At 40.2% G+C, this 17,136-nt stretch carries 17 protein-coding genes; 11 read left to right on the top strand and 6 right to left on the bottom strand.

What is annotated here, in order from left to right; translation table 11 throughout:
* On the bottom strand, positions 1-558 hold the full coding sequence (locus ACFOWS_RS03115) for an RNA polymerase sigma factor (protein ID WP_379762497.1): 558 nt from the start codon (positions 556-558) through the stop codon (positions 1-3).
* A 217-nt stretch (positions 559-775) separates the two neighbouring features.
* On the opposite strand from ACFOWS_RS03115, the gene lon reads away from it, so the two are divergent.
* A complete protein-coding gene (gene lon, locus ACFOWS_RS03110) occupies positions 776-3,226 on the top strand; it encodes an endopeptidase La (RefSeq protein WP_379762496.1) in 2,451 nt (816 codons plus the stop codon).
* 116 nt (positions 3,227-3,342) lie between these two features.
* Complete coding sequence (gene cmk, locus ACFOWS_RS03105; protein ID WP_379762494.1) at positions 3,343-4,035, top strand: (d)CMP kinase; 693 nt, start codon at positions 3,343-3,345, stop codon at positions 4,033-4,035.
* A gap of 37 nt (positions 4,036-4,072) precedes the next feature.
* On the opposite strand, the gene ACFOWS_RS03100 is transcribed toward cmk, so the two are convergent.
* The 3 genes from ACFOWS_RS03100 to ACFOWS_RS03090 form a co-directional block, all read right to left on the bottom strand.
* The gene (locus tag ACFOWS_RS03100; protein ID WP_379762493.1) at positions 4,073-4,648 is read right to left on the bottom strand and encodes a hypothetical protein; all 576 of its coding nucleotides are present in this window, start codon (positions 4,646-4,648) and stop codon (positions 4,073-4,075) included.
* Between the two features lie 319 nt (positions 4,649-4,967).
* On the bottom strand, positions 4,968-6,119 hold the full coding sequence (locus tag ACFOWS_RS03095; RefSeq protein ID WP_379762492.1) for a serine hydrolase domain-containing protein: 1,152 nt from the start codon (positions 6,117-6,119) through the stop codon (positions 4,968-4,970).
* A 275-nt stretch (positions 6,120-6,394) separates the two neighbouring features.
* Positions 6,395-6,685, bottom strand: coding sequence for a hypothetical protein (locus ACFOWS_RS03090; RefSeq protein ID WP_379762491.1), 291 nt, complete (start codon positions 6,683-6,685; stop codon positions 6,395-6,397).
* A gap of 349 nt (positions 6,686-7,034) precedes the next feature.
* Between ACFOWS_RS03090 and ACFOWS_RS03085 the strand changes: the two genes are divergently transcribed.
* Complete coding sequence (locus ACFOWS_RS03085) at positions 7,035-7,406, top strand: thiol-disulfide oxidoreductase DCC family protein (RefSeq protein WP_379762490.1); 372 nt, start codon at positions 7,035-7,037, stop codon at positions 7,404-7,406.
* A 109-nt stretch (positions 7,407-7,515) separates the two neighbouring features.
* On the opposite strand, the gene ACFOWS_RS03080 is transcribed toward ACFOWS_RS03085, so the two are convergent.
* Together ACFOWS_RS03080 and ACFOWS_RS03075 are read right to left on the bottom strand one after the other, a co-directional pair.
* Positions 7,516-8,043 carry a hypothetical protein gene (locus ACFOWS_RS03080; protein ID WP_379762488.1) on the bottom strand — a complete coding sequence of 176 codons (528 nt, stop codon included), beginning with the start codon at positions 8,041-8,043 and terminating at the stop codon, positions 7,516-7,518.
* A 237-nt stretch (positions 8,044-8,280) separates the two neighbouring features.
* The gene (locus ACFOWS_RS03075; protein WP_366590997.1) at positions 8,281-8,661 is read right to left on the bottom strand and encodes a LysM peptidoglycan-binding domain-containing protein; all 381 of its coding nucleotides are present in this window, start codon (positions 8,659-8,661) and stop codon (positions 8,281-8,283) included.
* Between the two features lie 260 nt (positions 8,662-8,921).
* Here ACFOWS_RS03075 and rpsA point away from each other — a divergent pair, with 260 nt between their 5' ends.
* The 8 genes from rpsA (at position 8,922) to ppk1 (ending at position 17,126) form a co-directional block, all read left to right on the top strand.
* The gene (gene rpsA, locus ACFOWS_RS03070) at positions 8,922-10,760 is read left to right on the top strand and encodes a 30S ribosomal protein S1 (protein WP_379762487.1); all 1,839 of its coding nucleotides are present in this window, start codon (positions 8,922-8,924) and stop codon (positions 10,758-10,760) included.
* A gap of 117 nt (positions 10,761-10,877) precedes the next feature.
* Positions 10,878-11,414: a bifunctional pyr operon transcriptional regulator/uracil phosphoribosyltransferase PyrR gene (gene pyrR, locus ACFOWS_RS03065; protein ID WP_366590999.1), complete on the top strand. Its 537-nt coding sequence runs from the start codon at positions 10,878-10,880 to the stop codon at positions 11,412-11,414.
* A gap of 6 nt (positions 11,415-11,420) precedes the next feature.
* On the top strand, positions 11,421-12,347 hold the full coding sequence (locus ACFOWS_RS03060) for an aspartate carbamoyltransferase catalytic subunit (protein WP_366591000.1): 927 nt from the start codon (positions 11,421-11,423) through the stop codon (positions 12,345-12,347).
* A 1-nt stretch (position 12,348) separates the two neighbouring features.
* Complete coding sequence (locus ACFOWS_RS03055; protein WP_366591001.1) at positions 12,349-12,681, top strand: ribonuclease Z; 333 nt, start codon at positions 12,349-12,351, stop codon at positions 12,679-12,681.
* A gap of 133 nt (positions 12,682-12,814) precedes the next feature.
* Complete coding sequence (locus tag ACFOWS_RS03050) at positions 12,815-13,720, top strand: ribonuclease Z (protein WP_379762486.1); 906 nt, start codon at positions 12,815-12,817, stop codon at positions 13,718-13,720.
* Positions 13,721-13,903: 183 nt separating this feature from the next.
* Positions 13,904-14,551, top strand: a complete 648-nt coding sequence (gene pdxH, locus ACFOWS_RS03045; RefSeq protein ID WP_379762485.1) for a pyridoxamine 5'-phosphate oxidase — start codon at positions 13,904-13,906, stop codon at positions 14,549-14,551.
* A gap of 10 nt (positions 14,552-14,561) precedes the next feature.
* Positions 14,562-15,050 carry a SixA phosphatase family protein gene (locus tag ACFOWS_RS03040; RefSeq protein WP_379762483.1) on the top strand — a complete coding sequence of 163 codons (489 nt, stop codon included), beginning with the start codon at positions 14,562-14,564 and terminating at the stop codon, positions 15,048-15,050.
* The gene (gene ppk1, locus ACFOWS_RS03035; RefSeq protein ID WP_379762482.1) at positions 15,051-17,126 is read left to right on the top strand and encodes a polyphosphate kinase 1; all 2,076 of its coding nucleotides are present in this window, start codon (positions 15,051-15,053) and stop codon (positions 17,124-17,126) included.
* Positions 17,127-17,136 lie beyond the last annotated feature (10 nt).

Here is a 17,136-nt window from a genome sequence, read left to right as displayed (position 1 = left end):
TCAAGCATTTAATGTCAATTTTTTTCTAAGGCTATCCTTGGCCCTGGAAATTGTAGTTCTGCAATTGGCATAACTAATGTTCATTATTTCACTTATTTCTTCGTAATCGTACCCTTCAATTAAATGTAAGGTCAAAGAAACTCTGTAGTTGTCTTTCAAACTTTTCATGGTTTCCATCACTTTTTGAGCCTTTAGTTCAGCAAAACCATTTTGATTCGAATCAACTTCATCATTATCTTCGACCTTGTACATTATGTCATCCAAGTCCACAGCCCTTCTTTTTTGCTGTTTTTTGTAATGATGGATGCTGTTGTTGATCACAATTCGCTTTAACCATGCACCAAAGGCAACCTCCCCTTTAAATGTGTGCAGTTTCGTAAACGCGCTCAAGAACGATTCCTGCATTACATCCTCTGCTTCGGCGGAGTCCTTTACAATTCTAAAAGCAGTATTGTACATAGCTTTGTAATAGCGATTGTAAATCTCCAATTGTGCACTTTGTTTCCCCTGCATGCACGATTTCAGCAGTTCATCAATATGTTCATTTTGGTGGCTCAAAAAATGATTGATTTGTCTTATAGAGGTATGAATTTATCAATTGTTACACTTTTTTCGCAAAATTTCAATTTTAATGGCATAGGAATTGCCTAATTAGGAGTGTAGTTAAGCCTAAATCTCCCTACATCGTTTGAAAATGAGGGAGTTGTACCGGCTTTTGGATTTAATAAACAAGGTCGAATTTTGTGGTTTCTGACAAAATGACCGATATGACGATATGAAAGAGATGAAAATTTCAAGTTTTGACAATATAGATTTTCAAGGACTGGATGAGGAAGCGGAACTGATACCGTTGCTTACGCCGGAAGACGAAGAACAAATGAACAAGGAGAGCCTGCCACAGGTTCTGCCAATTTTACCTCTTCGGAATACCGTACTTTTTCCGGGTGTGGTAATTCCCATTACGGCCGGAAGGGATAAATCCATCAATCTCATCAAGGACGCCAATAATGGGTCAAAAACCATTGGCGTGGTTTCCCAAAAGGATGAGGAAACCGAAAATCCGGGGGTGGATGATATCAATACATTGGGTACCGTAGCTAGAATTTTACGTGTACTTCAAATGCCAGATGGAAATACTACGGTTATTATTCAGGGGAAAAAACGTTTTCAGATTGACAGCATTGTTTCTGAAAAACCTTACTTGACAGCTACTGTAAAGGAAGCGCAAGAAGCACGACCCGATGAGACAAGCGAGGAATTTGGAGCCATTATCGATTCTATTAAAGATTTGGCCTTTAAGATCATCAAGGATAACCCCAATATTCCAAGTGAGGCCACTTTTGCCATTAAGAACATCCAAAGTAATTCGTTTCTGATCAATTTTGTGTCCTCCAACCTTAACCTTAGTGTTGCTGAGAAACAACAATTGTTAGAGATTCCCAACTTACAGGAACGTGCATTGACCACCTTGCGGTATATGAACATGGAGCTGCAGCGTTTGGAACTAAAAAACGATATTCAGTCCAAGGTGCGTAGCGATATGGACCAACAACAGCGTGAATATTTCCTTCACCAGCAGATGAAGACCATCCAAGAAGAATTGGGCGGGCTGTCCTATGAGCAGGAAGTGGATGAAATGCGTGAACGGGCCAAAAAGAAAAAGTGGAGCAAGAAAGTTGAGGAGCATTTTGAGCGTGAGCTTGGAAAAATGCAACGCATGAACCCGCAAGTGGCTGAGTATTCCATTCAACGTAATTATTTGGACCTGATTCTGGATTTGCCTTGGAACGAGTATTCAAAAGATAAGTTCGATTTAAAACGAGCCGAACAAATTTTGGACCGTGACCATTATGGACTTGAAGATGTAAAGCGTAGGATTATTGAGTATTTGGCAGTGTTGAAGCTACGAAACGATATGAAATCTCCTATACTTTGTCTGTATGGACCTCCTGGCGTGGGTAAAACCTCCTTGGGAAAATCTGTGGCAGAGGCTTTGGGCCGAGAATATGTGCGTATGTCCTTAGGCGGATTGCGTGATGAAGCTGAAATCCGAGGTCATAGAAAAACCTATATCGGCGCCATGCCCGGACGAATCATACAAAGTTTGAAAAAGGCAGGAACGTCCAATCCTGTTTTTATCTTGGATGAGATTGATAAATTGTCCAACAGCCATCAAGGAGACCCCTCTTCGGCCATGCTGGAGGTTTTGGACCCAGAACAGAACAGCGAATTCCATGATAATTTCTTGGAAATGGGCTATGATCTATCTAAAGTAATGTTCATTGCCACAGCCAATAACTTGTCCACCATTCAACCTGCACTTCGGGATAGAATGGAGATTATTAACGTAACCGGTTATACCATCGAGGAGAAAGTGGAAATCGCCAAACGCCATTTACTTCCCAAACAATTAAAGGAACATGGCCTTTCCAATAAAGATTTGAAGATTGGTAAACGTCAATTAGAGAAGATTGTGGAAGGATACACCCGAGAATCAGGGGTGCGTGGCTTGGAGAAGCAAATTGCCAAAGTGGTTCGTTTCGCAGCCAAATCCATTGCTATGGAGGAGGAGTACAACATCAAAATCACTAATGAGGATATTGAAAAAATACTCGGCCCAGCACGATTGGAGCGCGACAAATATGAACACAACCAAGTGGCCGGTGTGGTCACTGGATTGGCTTGGACCAGCGTGGGAGGTGATATTCTGTTTATTGAATCCATACTTTCCAAAGGAAAGGGAACCCTGAATATTACTGGAAACCTTGGTAAAGTGATGAAGGAATCCGCCACCATTGCCATGGAATACATTAAATCCAATGCCGATACCTTTGGTATTGCACCTGAGGTGTTCGATAAATATAATGTACACATCCACGTGCCTGAAGGTGCCACGCCCAAAGATGGCCCCAGTGCAGGAATCACCATGCTGACGTCTTTGGTATCCCTCTTTACACAGCGCAAAGTCAAGAAAAGTTTGGCCATGACTGGTGAAATTACGCTTCGGGGCAAAGTATTGCCGGTTGGTGGAATCAAAGAGAAGATTTTGGCGGCCAAGCGCGCTCGAATCAAAGAAATTATTCTGTGTGCGGACAATCGTAAGGACATCGAAGAAATCAAAGAAGAATATCTTAAAGGTCTTACGTTTCACTACGTGACGGATATGAGCGAGGTAATCGATATTGCCATTACGGACCAAAAGGTGAAAAATGCCAAGGCCCTATAAAATTTTTGATAATATCCGTTAAGAATTGCCCATTGGAGAAATGATGTCATCCTGAGCGCAGTCGAAGGATAATTTTTGGAGACAAAAGTTCTGTCAATTCCATTATTTTTGCTCCAATGGGAAAAATTACAATCGCCGTTGATGGCTATTCCTCAACTGGAAAAAGCACTATCGCCAAACGTTTGGCCACCGCTTTGGGCTATATATATGTGGATACCGGTGCAATGTACCGTGCCGTTACGCTTTATGCTTTGGATAATGGGTACATCGGAACCAAAGATGATATTGCTGGGTTGGTTAAGGAGTTGCCAAAAATCAAGTTGAAGTTTGTACCAAATAAAGAAACGGGCCGTTCTGAAATGTACCTGAACGGTGAAAACGTGGAGCAGGAAATCCGCACCATGAAAGTCTCCCGACAAGTGAGTAAAGTAGCGGCTATTGGTGAGGTACGCACCAAGTTGGTGGAGATGCAGCAACAAATGGGCAAGGACAAGGGCATTGTTATGGATGGTAGGGACATTGGTACAGTGGTTTTCCCAGATGCCGAACTAAAATTGTTTATGACCGCTTCCGCTGAAATTCGTGCTACGCGTCGCTATAAGGAACTGTTGGAGAAAGGGGAGAACGTCACGTTTGCTGAAGTCTTAAAAAATGTTCAGGAACGGGACCGCATTGACTCCACCCGAAGTATTTCACCTCTTAAAAAAGCCAAGGATGCCATAGAATTTGATAACAGCGATATGGGTCTGGAAGAGCAATTTGAGCGTATCCATGAGTTTGCCAAACGGGTTATTGCCAATAAAAGATAAAAAGGCAATTTTGACTTCGGGTACAAAGGGATAGTGTCTAGGGTTCCAGCTTATGCATTAATTTATAACAATGGGCAATAATTCTATTTTCCAAGCAAAATCTTGACTCGATTGTTAGGTCTTGTTCCAGCTTATTGTTATCAAGCCATAGGAAAAGTTTTTCATTCTCAAAATAGTACCTATCCTCTTTAATTATTGTTTTTTTATAGTCAAATACTTCATTTTTTTCATTTTCCTTATCTATATTTTCGTTCTTGTAAACAGGTCGGTTGTATGTGAAATTTTGTTCAAATGCGAAGATTAATTCACCATCATTAAAATAGTATTCAATATGTTTTTTGCCTGACTCTCCCAGCAACACAACTTCTATTAATTTAATCTCGGTAACACTATAGTAGGCTGTTGCCTGTCCACCTTCAGCTGATTGGCCCCGTATTTCAATCTTGGTGGTTTCATAAGAGTCAAGTTGGGCTCTTATTTCAGAATAATTTCTTCTAATCTCATTAAGTAAAGAATCTTTTTCTTGAGCGGATATCAAGTTATTTGTTAAGACAACAAATAGGATCAAAAACTTTATCATTTTTAGATTGATGGTTACCAATAAACCGAACATAGTTTTACCGAGTTTTATGTGTTTAGTGAAAGTCAAGTTTTTCACCATAAAAACCATAGCCTAATTGATGGATATGCTTTTTGGATTCATACATGCTTGATTGATAATAGCAATATGGGTCTGGAAGAACAATTTGAGCGTATCCACGAATTTGCCAAACGGGTGATTGCGAAGGAGGGTTGAGGGAAAAGTGATTTTTTGAATCAAGTACCGGTCTCGGCTAAGAGTAGTAGCGGGGCTAGCACTTAACTTTTCAAGCCTGCCTGCCTTCAGGTTTACATCGAGCTGAAAATCATCGAGTTACAGCAATTGCTTTTTATCAGTTTACAGCTAAAAAATTAATTAGGTCAATTAGTATTGGATTTTTAAACATATTATTCCAATTAATGATTATACGTTCACTATCTATGTAGCGAATTGCAAAACTGCTACCCATTCCAGCACCACCATGCGCAACTGCTTTTGCACTATTAGTATTATCATAAGGTAGTTCCATGATTGAAAATCCATATCCATATGGGTCTTGGTGTGGTGGTGGCCAAGCATCTTCAGGGACTTCTTTTGGAAATGAATGAGGTGTAAATGCCAAAGTCCACATTTGAGGTGACAATAGCTCCACAGAACCCAAAGCCGACATGAATTTATGCATATCCTCCAAGGTCGATATTTCACCACCATCACCTCCGAAATCATCACCTATTAATTTGTCGATACTTCCATCACTTTTAAAATAATCAGATACTTGATTTGAGTCAAGTTCAGACTTTGGAAAAGTATTTTTCATTTCCAGAACATTGAAAATTCTTTCCTCCATTACCTCATAGAAGTTTTTCTCTCTATACTTTTCAACTATTAGACTGAGTAATATGTAACCCGTATTACTGTAATTAAACTTTGTTCCCGGTTTAAACTTTAGGTCCATATTAGCCACTTCTATTAGCATTTCTTCTTTACTAATGTCAAAAGGCATTTCACCATTCAGCTGTAAAAGAAAATAATCCCTAATTCCAGAACGATGAGCCAATAAATCATGTAGTGTTATTTCAGAAGCTTCTGGGTGTTTGAAATCTTTGAGCAAATCATTGAGGTTGTCATCTAAAGAAATAATCCCTTCATCTACCAATTGTAAAATTAGAATAGAAGTAAACATTTTTCCCATACTATTTATCGAAAACAGTTCATTGCCATTTAGTGAAGTATGGTCTTCTTTTTTCGCAATTCCCCATGCGTCTTTGTAAATTATGTCTTCGCTATTTGCAATTAAAACACCTCCGTGTATTTTTCCTTCTACATAAAGTCTTCCAATAAAATCAGACAATTCACTAGTATTCGATTTTTGCCCAAAAGTGATTTGAGTTGTAAATACTAATAGGATGTACCATACATATAATTTCATAGCGTTTTCTTTTTGGTCATTATGTGCTACAACTTCAAGGATATGAATCCGTTTTAACACTTGGACTGCACTCAACACAGGTGATTTATATCCAACGATACCGAAACGTGTTCAGCGCTGGTACATGACTGTCGGCAGACAAGCGTGAAGTTAGAATTTTTCAACCAAAAAATCCAGCTATAATTAAGGGAGGGGGTATTTGAATTCGTAAAACACGAAACAAACAAAAAGGTGCCTAGACGTAAAATAGCGTCAGTCACAGGAAGAACAATTTGAGCGTATCCACGAATTTGCCAAACGGGTGATTGAAAGCAAGAATAAGTAACTCGGGTAGAACAGGGTTCTAAAACTTAGTCAACGATTAACTTTCCCTTGTTCCTTTCTGGGAAAACACCCATTACGCCATCATGGTGTTCGCTGCAATAAAAGCCGTATTCGCTGCCATCATGTGTTCCCAAATGTTTATGGATTTCAACACATTCATCCAAATCTAATCTCTCGGAGAGTGAAACAGCATCGATAAAACAGTCGTAGTACACCCACTCTCGACAGTTTTTAGACCAAACTTGTCCTCGATACGTTTCCTTGATTCCTTTTTCAAGGATGAGTTGTTCAATGGGTTGTAGGTGTTTGCAGATCATATTTTGGTTTCAAGAAGATATTGATACATGAATTCTAATCCTGAATGAAGATAGTAAGTTCTGCTTCTATCGTAGTGTGGAAATTGATGGATGTCTATTTTGGATATATAGGATGATTGAGAGGACGTTTGTTTTTAGGATTTCACGTATCGTTGTAAGATATGATTCGTTCTTGAATGAATCATATCGACCGATACCTGCCTGTCCGCAGACAGGCGTGAAGTTAGCCTTTTTCACACAAAATAGCCCATAAATAGAGTTTCCCAAATCATAAATCTTTATGAAAATTGTGCTTGCTATGAAATGTGCCCCAGGGCTTTCCGACTGACCTAGTAGAAAACCAATCCTTATGGGAAAGAGTATCATAGTTTTTGATGGAGAGTGCAATCTATGCAACGGTGTTATTGGTTGGTTGATACGTTTAGCTCCCCATAATGTATTTGAGTTGGTTCCTTTTCAATCTCCAAAGGGGCATGATATACTGTTGGCCCAAGGCTTCCCAACCGAAGAGCTAACTACGGTAATCCTCGTAGATGAGTTGGGGTACCATACCCATTCCGATGGTTTTTTAAGAATTGTAGAAAAAATTCCGAAATGGCGTTTGGTCGCACATGTATTGGCCTATGTACCGCTCATTATTCGGGACACCCTCTACAACTTGGCTTCAAAGAATAGGGTTAAATGGTTTGGTAAGTCAAAGGCCTGTTTTATCAGCTTCTAGGAAAAGTGGAATCGAGCCTAAAATCATGAAGTTCAGCACAGGTGTTTCTGCACCAAACAACAACAGGTTGTTTTAACACTTGTACTGAGTATGCCATACACACCGGGAGTTAGTCTTTTTCTAATTGTGCAATCATTTTTTTCGCTCGACCCGAAACAGATTTTCGTCCATCTGTTGTCAATCTTTCCAAGTGAGGCACAATAAAATCTTTTAGCTTCGTGTCCTTTTTAGACCATTTGGTTAGCGTGGCCATTGTTTCGTTCAGTACAATCCAGTCGTTGTGATTTGCGAGATTTCGCTTCATGATTTTTTTCGCCTCTTCAATTTGATTTTCAGTCATATCTTTTTCAAGCATTTCAAACAGTTGGGACAAAGTCCATTGGGTTGAAGCTTGGTCAATTTGGGCAATCTCTGTTAAAAACTGGTCTATGTATGGAATTAAAATCGATTTCTTCGCTTTGCAAATCCGTTTTATTGCGTTTGAAGTCCGGAGCCGTACAACTTCATCATCACTGAAATAGCAATTAAAAAGTTCATTGAAGTGTTTGTTTTCAGCCAAAACTTCTTCAACAATTTCAATGGTATTTCCCAAAGAATTTGGATGCCCGCCTTTTAATCGTTCCTCAAAATTTTTCATTCCATCGCCATATTGGTTTATAGATGTACCCCAGTTCTAAGATATGAATCGTTTCAACAATTCATTTCCAAGGGCAAGTTAAGGTAGCATTTTTCCTTTAGAGCTTCCCAAAAACAAAAAACGCCACAAGGGCGCTTTTTGATTGTTGCATACTGTCAGTTCGAGCGCAGTCGAGAACTCAAGTATATCTCGACTGCGCCTGTCTGCCGTCAAAGGCAGACTCGAACTGACACTATTCTACAAATTCGGGATTACCAACACCTGATCTGGATGAATCAAGTCTGGATTCTTCAACTGATCTGTATTTGCTTCAAAAATTTGCTTGTATTTCATGGGGTCACCATAATAATGCTTGGCAATCTTGCTTAAAGATTCACCGCTTTTTACGGTATGTCGGGCGTAGACAGATTCATCCGCAACGGTAATGTTGGCTTTAATATCGGATGGGCTTTGTCCGCCGATTTCCTTGATTTTGTCCCATAGCAGGTTTTTCTCATATTGGGTGGAAGCTTGCCCCTTTATTTTTAGGACGCCGTTTTCCTCAGAAACATCCCCATCCTTTATGTTCAATTTTTGACCTAGATCCAATACGGGTTGATACTTTGCTTTTACACTCATAATGCAATATTTACAGTTAATAGTTAAGACTTTCAAGATAACCATTATGGTAACATTCCACTATTAAATTTTTGTAATACTTTTTTCATTGCAAACCTTTGGAGCAGATACTTTGTGAATCAAGAATTTAATTGTATTTTTGCACTCCTTTTTTAGCAAAGCAGTAAGAGGAAAAAGGAACTGAAAATCAAATGTAAAAACCACTTCCGCGGTAATTGCCAGCTCTTATAAAACGTGGAATACAAATTTTAGGTCAGCACATGGCTGAAGAAAAAGCAAACGTTGCAGAGGTTGAAGAGACCACTGCGGCACCAGAAACAAAAAAAGAAACCCAACCCCAACAAGACCCACAGGAGTATCTTGAGAATTTTGATTGGGAAAAGTACGAAGAAGGAATTGAGCGCGTAGATGACAAAAAGCTCAAGGAATTTGAAACACTTGTAGAGGAAAATTTTGTGGACACTGCCGATGAGGAAGTAGTGGAAGGAAAAGTGGTTCACATGACCGACCGTGAAGCTATCATCGACATCAACGCGAAGTCTGAAGGTGTTATTTCGCTGAACGAGTTCCGCTACAATCCCGATCTTAAAGTGGGTGACAAAGTTGAGGTACTTATAGATATCCGTGAAGACAAGACCGGTCAATTGGTATTGTCCCACAGAAAAGCAAGGACCATCAAAGCTTGGGAGCGTGTTAACAACGCCCATGACAAAGAAGAAATCGTTACTGGTTTCGTTAAATGCCGTACCAAAGGTGGTATGATCGTTGACGTTTTTGGAATTGAGGCGTTCTTGCCCGGTTCCCAAATCGATGTGAAACCTATTCGTGACTACGATCAGTACGTAGGGAAGACCATGGAGTTCAAGGTGGTGAAAATCAACCACGAGTTCAAGAACGTAGTGGTATCGCACAAAGCGTTGATCGAGGCCGATATCGAAGAGCAGAAAAAAGAAATCATTGGTCAATTGGAGAAAGGCCAAGTATTGGAAGGTATCGTCAAGAACATTACATCGTACGGTGTATTTATCGATCTTGGCGGTGTGGACGGATTGGTTCACATTACCGACCTTTCTTGGAGCCGTATCAACCACCCCAACGAAGTTGTTGAGTTGGATCAGAAATTGAATGTGGTTATCCTTGACTTTGATGATAACAAATCAAGAATCCAATTGGGTCTTAAGCAGTTGGAGAAACACCCATGGGATGCCCTTGGAGATGAGATCAAAGTTGGTGACAAAGTAAAAGGTAAGGTCGTTGTAATCGCAGATTACGGTGCCTTTATTGAAGTTGCCGAAGGTGTTGAAGGTCTTATCCACGTTTCTGAAATGTCTTGGTCCACGCACTTGCGTTCTGCCCAGGATTTCGTAAACGTTGGTGACGAGGTTGAAGCGGTTGTTTTGACCCTGGATAGAGAAGATCGTAAAATGTCTTTGGGCATCAAGCAATTGTCTCCAGACCCATGGACAGACATCACTTCCAAGTATCCTGTTGGATCTAAACACAAAGGAATCGTTAGAAACTTTACCAACTTTGGTGTTTTTGTGGAGTTGGAAGAAGGAATCGACGGTTTGATCTATATCTCTGACCTTTCTTGGACCAAGAAAATCAAACACCCATCTGAGTTTGTGACCGTAGGTGACACCTTGGAGGTTGAAGTATTGGAATTGGATGTTGAAGGTCGTAAGTTGAGTTTGGGTCATAAGCAAACCACAGAGAACCCTTGGGACAAGTATTCTGAAGAATTTGCTGAAGGAACCATCCATAAAGCAGCTATCGCTGAAGTGGTTGACAAGGGAGCTACCATCAACTTCAATGAGGACATTGTAGGATTCGTTCCGCAACGTCACATGGAAAAAGAAGATGGTAAGAAACTTCAAAAAGGAGAAGAGGCAGAATTCAAGATCATCGAGTTCAACAAAGATTTTAAACGCGTTGTGGCCAGCCACACTGCCATCTTTAGAGAGCAAGAAGAGAAGAATGTAAAAGCCGCCAAGAAAAGGTCTTCATCTTCAGATGAAGCAGCACCGACCCTTGGTGATGCCAATTCACAATTGCAAGCATTGAAGGATAAAATGGAAGCTGATTCCAAGAAAAAGTAATCAGGTTTTCCCAATAGCACAAAAAGCCCCCGCTGGAAACAGTCGGGGCTTTTTTATGCCTTTTGCATTCTAAAGAATTGTTTACTTTTGCATTCAACAGAGTCGGTTGCATAGCATATGAGTCAAAGAGTACTGCTTACTTCAAAAGAAATCAACATCATACTGCACCGGTTGGCTTGTCAACTGTTGGAAAACCATTTAGACTTTTCGAATACCGCCCTTATCGGCATTCAGCCAAGAGGTATTTTTTTGGCGGAAAGGCTTGCTAAAATTCTCAAAGAGGAGTATAAGGTGAAGGATATACCCCTTGGATTTTTGGACATCACCTTTTTTAGGGATGATTTTGGAAGAGGAGAAATTTTAAAGGCCAACTCCACAAAAATGAACTTTTTAGTAGAAGATAAAAAAGTGGTCTTTATTGATGATGTACTCTACACAGGAAGGAGCATTAGATCAGCTTTAACGGCCATTCAGTCTTTTGGCAGACCCAAAAGTATAGAATTATTAACGCTGATTGACCGACGTTTTAGCAGACATTTGCCCATTCAACCTAATTATCGAGGTAGGCAAGTAGATGCAATAAATGAAGAAAAAGTAAAGGTGATGTGGGAGGAAAATGATGGTGAAGACATGGTATATTTGGTAAGTAAATAAGTTGAAATGAGTGAATTGAGTGTAAATCACCTGTTGGGAATAAAATATCTGAACAAAAAGGATATCGCACTCATTTTTGAAACCGCAGACCATTTTAAGGAGGTCATTAACCGATCTATTAAAAAGGTGCCTACGCTTCGCGATATCACCATCGCCAATATCTTTTTTGAAAATAGTACAAGAACACGACTCTCCTTTGAACTCGCTGAAAAGCGTTTGTCCGCCGATGTAGTTAATTTTTCTGCGGCATCATCTTCCGTGAAAAAAGGGGAAACCCTTATCGATACGGTCAACAATATCCTGTCTATGAAAGTGGATATGGTGGTGATGCGACATCCCAATCCGGGAGCAGGGATTTTCCTGTCAAAACATGTTAAGGCATCCATTGTCAATGCTGGGGATGGAGCCCATGAACACCCAACCCAAGCCTTGTTGGATTCGTATTCGATTCGCGAGAAATTTGGGGATGTAGGTGGAAAAAATGTGGTCATTGTGGGGGATATTCTCCATTCTAGAGTGGCACTCTCCAACATTTTTGCCTTAAAGTTGCAAGGAGCCAACGTAAAAGTCTGCGGCCCCAAGACATTGATTCCAAAGTATATTGAATCGCTCGGGGTTACCGTGGAAACCAACCTGAGAAAAGCTTTGGAATGGTGTGATGTGGCCAACATGCTCCGTATTCAGAATGAGCGGATGGATATCAGTTATTTTCCTTCCACTCGGGAATACACCCAACAATTTGGGGTGAACAAACAGCTACTGGACAGCTTGGATAAACAAATTGTGATTATGCACCCTGGACCAATCAATAGGGGTGTAGAGATTACAAGTGATGTTGCGGATTCTGATCAATCCATAATTCTGCACCAAGTGGAGAATGGGGTGGCCATCCGTATGGCAGTATTATATTTATTGGCATCAAAAATCAACTAATATGATTTTCGACAAAGAGGGCACAACCACAATCGTTTTTCAAGAGAAAACTTCACTTTCCACCTTCATGGAAAATTTGAACAACGCCTATCCAAAAATCAAGCACGACAATATTATTATTAATCTTTTTTCTTTTAAAAAACTGACAGAGGCAGATATTTTAGAGTTTTTGGATATTTCCAACACCCATAAAGCTTCTGGGCAATCCTTTGTTTTGGTAACTGATAAGGTTTCTTATGATGAAGTTCCGGATGAAATCAGCGTGGTGCCTACCATTCAAGAAGCCAAAGACCTCATTGAAATGGAAGAAATAGAACGTGATCTCGGAATTTAGAAATCGGACATCAGATTTCTGACTTCCGACTTCCAACTTCTGACCCTGAGTCCAGCTATCCAAGAATCTAAGCACCCAATTATCTATTTTCCAATTTCAATTAGTAACTTTCCGTTTTAATTTTCAATTATTCGTGAAGCTTACCATTCTGGGCTGTTATTCAGCAACCCCAAGAACCTTTACCAATCCCACCTCCCAGGTGCTCGAAGCAAAAAATCATCTTTTTTTGATTGATTGTGGTGAAGGTACCCAAGTACAGTTACGTAGATACAAGGTCAAATTTTCCAGAATCAAGCATATTTTTATTTCACATTTGCATGGTGACCATTTTTTTGGATTGCCAGGACTGGTTTCTACGTTTAGACTGCTGGGTCGGGAGAACGAACTGCACATTTATGGCCCAAAAGGCATTAAAGAGGCTGTTACACTTCTCCTAAAATTGGGTGATAGTTGGACCAATTACCCTCTGGTTTTTCATGAATTGGATTCCAAGGAATCTGAATTGCTGTTTGAGGATGAAAAAATAAGTGTGCGCACCATTCCTTTGGAACATAGGGTCTATACCAATGGTTTTTTGTTTCAGGAAAAGCCTGCTCCACGGACGCTGGATATTGAAATGGCCAGAAAATTTGAAATAGACAAGAGCCAGTTCAACAAAATAAAGAACGGCGCAGATGGGTTGTCCAAAAACGGGGAGGTCATTTCTAACAAGCAAATAACCTTACCACCTCCAAAGCCCAAAAGCTATGCTTTTTGCAGTGATACGGTGTACAAAGAATCCATAGTACCTATTATAAAAAACGTGGATGCTTTATATCATGAATCCACTTTTTTGGAAACGGAGGAACATTTGTGTGCCAAAACAAAACATTCCACCGCTAAACAAGCAGCCCAGATTGCCAAAAAAGCTAATGTGGATACATTGATATTGGGGCACTATTCCACGCGATACAAGTCTTTGGAACTTTTTAGGGAGGAAGCACAGCAGGTTTTTCCGAATGTGGAGCTATCAGATGATGGTAAAATCTTCAGTTTGTGAGTTTTTCGGTCATTTCGAAATAAAAAGTGAAGCTTTGATTGAGAAATCCCAAATAATAGATTTCCCACATATGTTCTACGTGACAAATAACTCATTGAAACCAATTTAGGTGAAAACTCAAAAAGCATAACTTTTCCATTCACCGTGCTTTGTTGCCATTTGAATTTTACCGAAATTCACATCATGCAAAAAAACTTGGGCAACTATAGGAAATCATACGAAAAAAACAGCTTGACAGAGGGGGCTATTAAAGAAAACCCCCTAGAGCAGTTTCAAAAATGGTTTTATGAAGTTGAAGCAACCGAAGGTGTGGATGAACCCAATGCCATGACCATTTCCACCATAGGCTTAGACGGTTTTCCAAAGAGTAGGGTGGTGCTGCTTAAAAAGTATACCCACGAAGGATTCATTTTTTACACCAATTATAATAGCGAGAAGGGAAAGGCCATTGCCCAGAACCCTTCAGTTTGCCTCTCGTTTTTTTGGCCCAACTTGGAACGTCAGGTGATTATAAAAGGCACAGCGGAAAAAATAGCCGAAAATCTTTCAGATGGTTACTTTGAGTCGAGACCCGTTGGGAGTCAATTGGGCGCTGTGGTTTCCAACCAAAGTGAAGTGATAGGCTCCCGCGAAGTTTTGGAAAGGGAACTGGAAGCTTTGGAAAAAAAATACGAAGGTAAGTCTATTGAGAGGCCAAAACACTGGGGAGGATATTTGATAAGGCCCATTTCCATGGAGTTTTGGCAAGGACGTCCCAATAGGTTACATGACCGAATCAGATACACTCTTCAAGAGGATTACGACTGGAAAATAGAACGTTTGGCACCCTAATTCAACGCGAATGAAACAATTGATATTAATGAGGCACGGCAAATCCTCTTGGGAGTATGAGGTCTCGGACAAGGATAGACCACTCCAACAAAGAGGTATAAAAGATGCCCACTTGGTTGCAAAGGCATTCAAGGAGAGTGGACCGGTTATCGACTTTGCCTTTTCCAGCCCTGCAAATAGAGCATTGCACACAAGTATGATTTTTCTAAGGGATATTGATTTTGACCTTACCCGTTTTAAGGTGGACAAACATCTTTATGACTTTTCTGGGGATAGTGTGGATGGCTTTATAAAACGATTGAACAACGAATGGGATACAGTGGCGATTTTTGGACACAATTATGCCTTTACATCCCTTGCAAATACTTGGGGAGATCAGTATATTGAGAACGTTCCCACCGCTGGGCTGGTCCACGTCACATTCGATGTGGACGATTGGTCTAAAATTTCAAAGGGAACCACTAAAAAAACAATCTTTCCTAAAGACTTAAAACAATAAATGGTCAAAACAAAGAATGAATATATAAATAGAGAAATCAGTTGGTTACATTTTAACGCACGGGTACTTCAGGAATGTGATGACCCCAACGTACCACTGATTGACCGTCTTCGGTTTCTGGGAATCTTCAGTAATAATTTGGATGAATTTTTCAAGGTGAGATATGCTACGGTAAAGCGTATTGTGGATGCTGGGAAAAGCGGCAAAAGTGTATTGGGGGGTGAAAAAGCCAATGACCTTTTAGAGGAGATCACCAAAATAGTGATTGCACAACAGGCCAGGAGCCTGGAAATTTTTACGGGAATAGAGGATGAACTTGCCGCTGAGAATATCTTCATCATCAATGAGAATGAAGTAAGTGAAAGTCAGGCAGAGTTTATACGGGATTATTTCTTTAGCAAGGTCAACCAAGAGTTGATGACCATTATTTTGAACGATCTTACCGAGTTTCCTTTGTTGAAGGACACTGCTGCCTATTTGGCCGTTAAAATCGTAATGAAAAACGGCTCTGAAAAGGGCAGGCACAACCGGTACGCACTTATAGAAATTCCAAAAGGAATTGATCGCTTTGTGGTATTGCCCAAAGAAGGGGACAAGAATTACATCATTATTCTGGATGACCTGATCCGTTTTTGTTTGGATAATGTCTTCACCATGTTCGAGTTTGAATCCATCACAGCGCATATGATCAAGATTACCCGTGATGCAGAACTCGATATTGATAATGACTTGAGCAAGAGTTTTATCGAGAAAATATCATCCAGTGTAGAGCACCGGAAAATCAGTGATCCCGTACGTTTTGTGTACGACAAGAAAATTGATAAGGACACGCTACAGTTTCTTAAGGAGAAAATGGACATTATGGGCACGGATAGCGTAATTCCTGGTGGGCGGTATCACAACCGAAGGGATTATATGGGCTTTCCCAGTTTGGGACGGCATGACCTTATGTATGAGAAAATAGATCCCCTACCTGTAAAGGGACTCAGTATGAAGGGAAGTCTATTGGAAATGATTGCCCACAAAGACTATATGATCTATGCTCCCTATCACACTTTTAGCTATGTTACCAAGTTTTTGCGTGAAGCCGCCCTGGACCCCAAGGTTAGGACGATACAGATTACGGTATATCGACTAGCAAGTGATAGTCAGATTGCATCTGCATTGATCAATGCTGTGAAAAATGGAAAACAGGTCACCGTGCAGATTGAATTACAGGCCCGTTTTGATGAGCAGGCCAATATTGAGTATGCGAACCAGTTGCAAGCTGAGGGAATCCGATTGATTTTTGGTGTTTCTGGTTTAAAAGTGCACAGTAAAATCTGTATGATTGAACGGGAAGAGGCCGAAGGTATAAAACGCTACGGGTTTATTAGTACAGGTAACTTTAATGAATCCACGGCTAAAATTTATACCGATTATACATTGTTCACAGCCCATGAAGGCATTTTAAAAGATATGAGTAAAGTATTTGCCTTCTTTGAAACCAATTATAAAATCAACAAGTACAAACATCTCATTGTATCGCCCCATTACACCAAGTCTACTTTCCTAAAGTTGATTGATAAGGAAATTACCAATGCAAAAGCTGGGAGAGAAGCGTATATCAAGATAAAGATGAACAGTCTTACGTCATATAAAATGGTGGACAAGCTCTATGAAGCCAGTAGGGCAGGGGTAAAGATTCAAATGATCATTAGGGGTATATGTTGCCTTATTCCTGGAGTTGAAGGTATGAGTGAGAATATTGAGGCCATAAGTGTTGTGGATAAGTTTTTGGAGCATCCCCGACTCTTTATTTTTGCGAATGGAGGAAATCCCAAAATTTATATTTCCTCTGCAGATTGGATGACCCGTAACCTCGATTTTAGGGTAGAAGTGGGCTGCCCTATTTATGACCCCGATATAAGACAGGAACTATTGGATACCTTTGATATTTCATGGAGGGATAACCTGAAAGCTCGCATTTTTTCGGATAAGCAGGACAACGCCTATAGAAAAAGAGATGAGAACGAGCCCGAGTTACGATCTCAATTTGAAATGTACTACTATTATCAAAATAAGCTGGAATCCTAATACCTCCTAA

This window comes from Flagellimonas marina (assembly GCF_042651185.1).
GTDB lineage: Bacteria > Bacteroidota > Bacteroidia > Flavobacteriales > Flavobacteriaceae > Flagellimonas > Flagellimonas marina.
This window is presented reverse-complemented; position numbering and strand designations above follow the sequence as displayed.

Coding starts and splice junctions, on each gene's coding strand:
- lon (WP_379762496.1), top strand. CDS start 776: ATGAAAGAGATGAAAATTTCAAGTTTTGACAATATAGATTTTCAAGGA.
- cmk (WP_379762494.1), top strand. CDS start 3,343: ATGGGAAAAATTACAATCGCCGTTGATGGCTATTCCTCAACTGGAAAA.
- ACFOWS_RS03100 (WP_379762493.1), bottom strand. CDS start 4,648: ATGTTCGGTTTATTGGTAACCATCAATCTAAAAATGATAAAGTTTTTG.
- ACFOWS_RS03090 (WP_379762491.1), bottom strand. CDS start 6,685: ATGATCTGCAAACACCTACAACCCATTGAACAACTCATCCTTGAAAAA.
- ACFOWS_RS03085 (WP_379762490.1), top strand. CDS start 7,035: ATGGGAAAGAGTATCATAGTTTTTGATGGAGAGTGCAATCTATGCAAC.
- ACFOWS_RS03080 (WP_379762488.1), bottom strand. CDS start 8,043: ATGAAAAATTTTGAGGAACGATTAAAAGGCGGGCATCCAAATTCTTTG.
- ACFOWS_RS03075 (WP_366590997.1), bottom strand. CDS start 8,661: ATGAGTGTAAAAGCAAAGTATCAACCCGTATTGGATCTAGGTCAAAAA.
- rpsA (WP_379762487.1), top strand. CDS start 8,922: ATGGCTGAAGAAAAAGCAAACGTTGCAGAGGTTGAAGAGACCACTGCG.
- pyrR (WP_366590999.1), top strand. CDS start 10,878: ATGAGTCAAAGAGTACTGCTTACTTCAAAAGAAATCAACATCATACTG.
- ACFOWS_RS03060 (WP_366591000.1), top strand. CDS start 11,421: ATGAGTGAATTGAGTGTAAATCACCTGTTGGGAATAAAATATCTGAAC.
- ACFOWS_RS03055 (WP_366591001.1), top strand. CDS start 12,349: ATGATTTTCGACAAAGAGGGCACAACCACAATCGTTTTTCAAGAGAAA.
- pdxH (WP_379762485.1), top strand. CDS start 13,904: ATGCAAAAAAACTTGGGCAACTATAGGAAATCATACGAAAAAAACAGC.
- ACFOWS_RS03040 (WP_379762483.1), top strand. CDS start 14,562: ATGAAACAATTGATATTAATGAGGCACGGCAAATCCTCTTGGGAGTAT.
- ppk1 (WP_379762482.1), top strand. CDS start 15,051: ATGGTCAAAACAAAGAATGAATATATAAATAGAGAAATCAGTTGGTTA.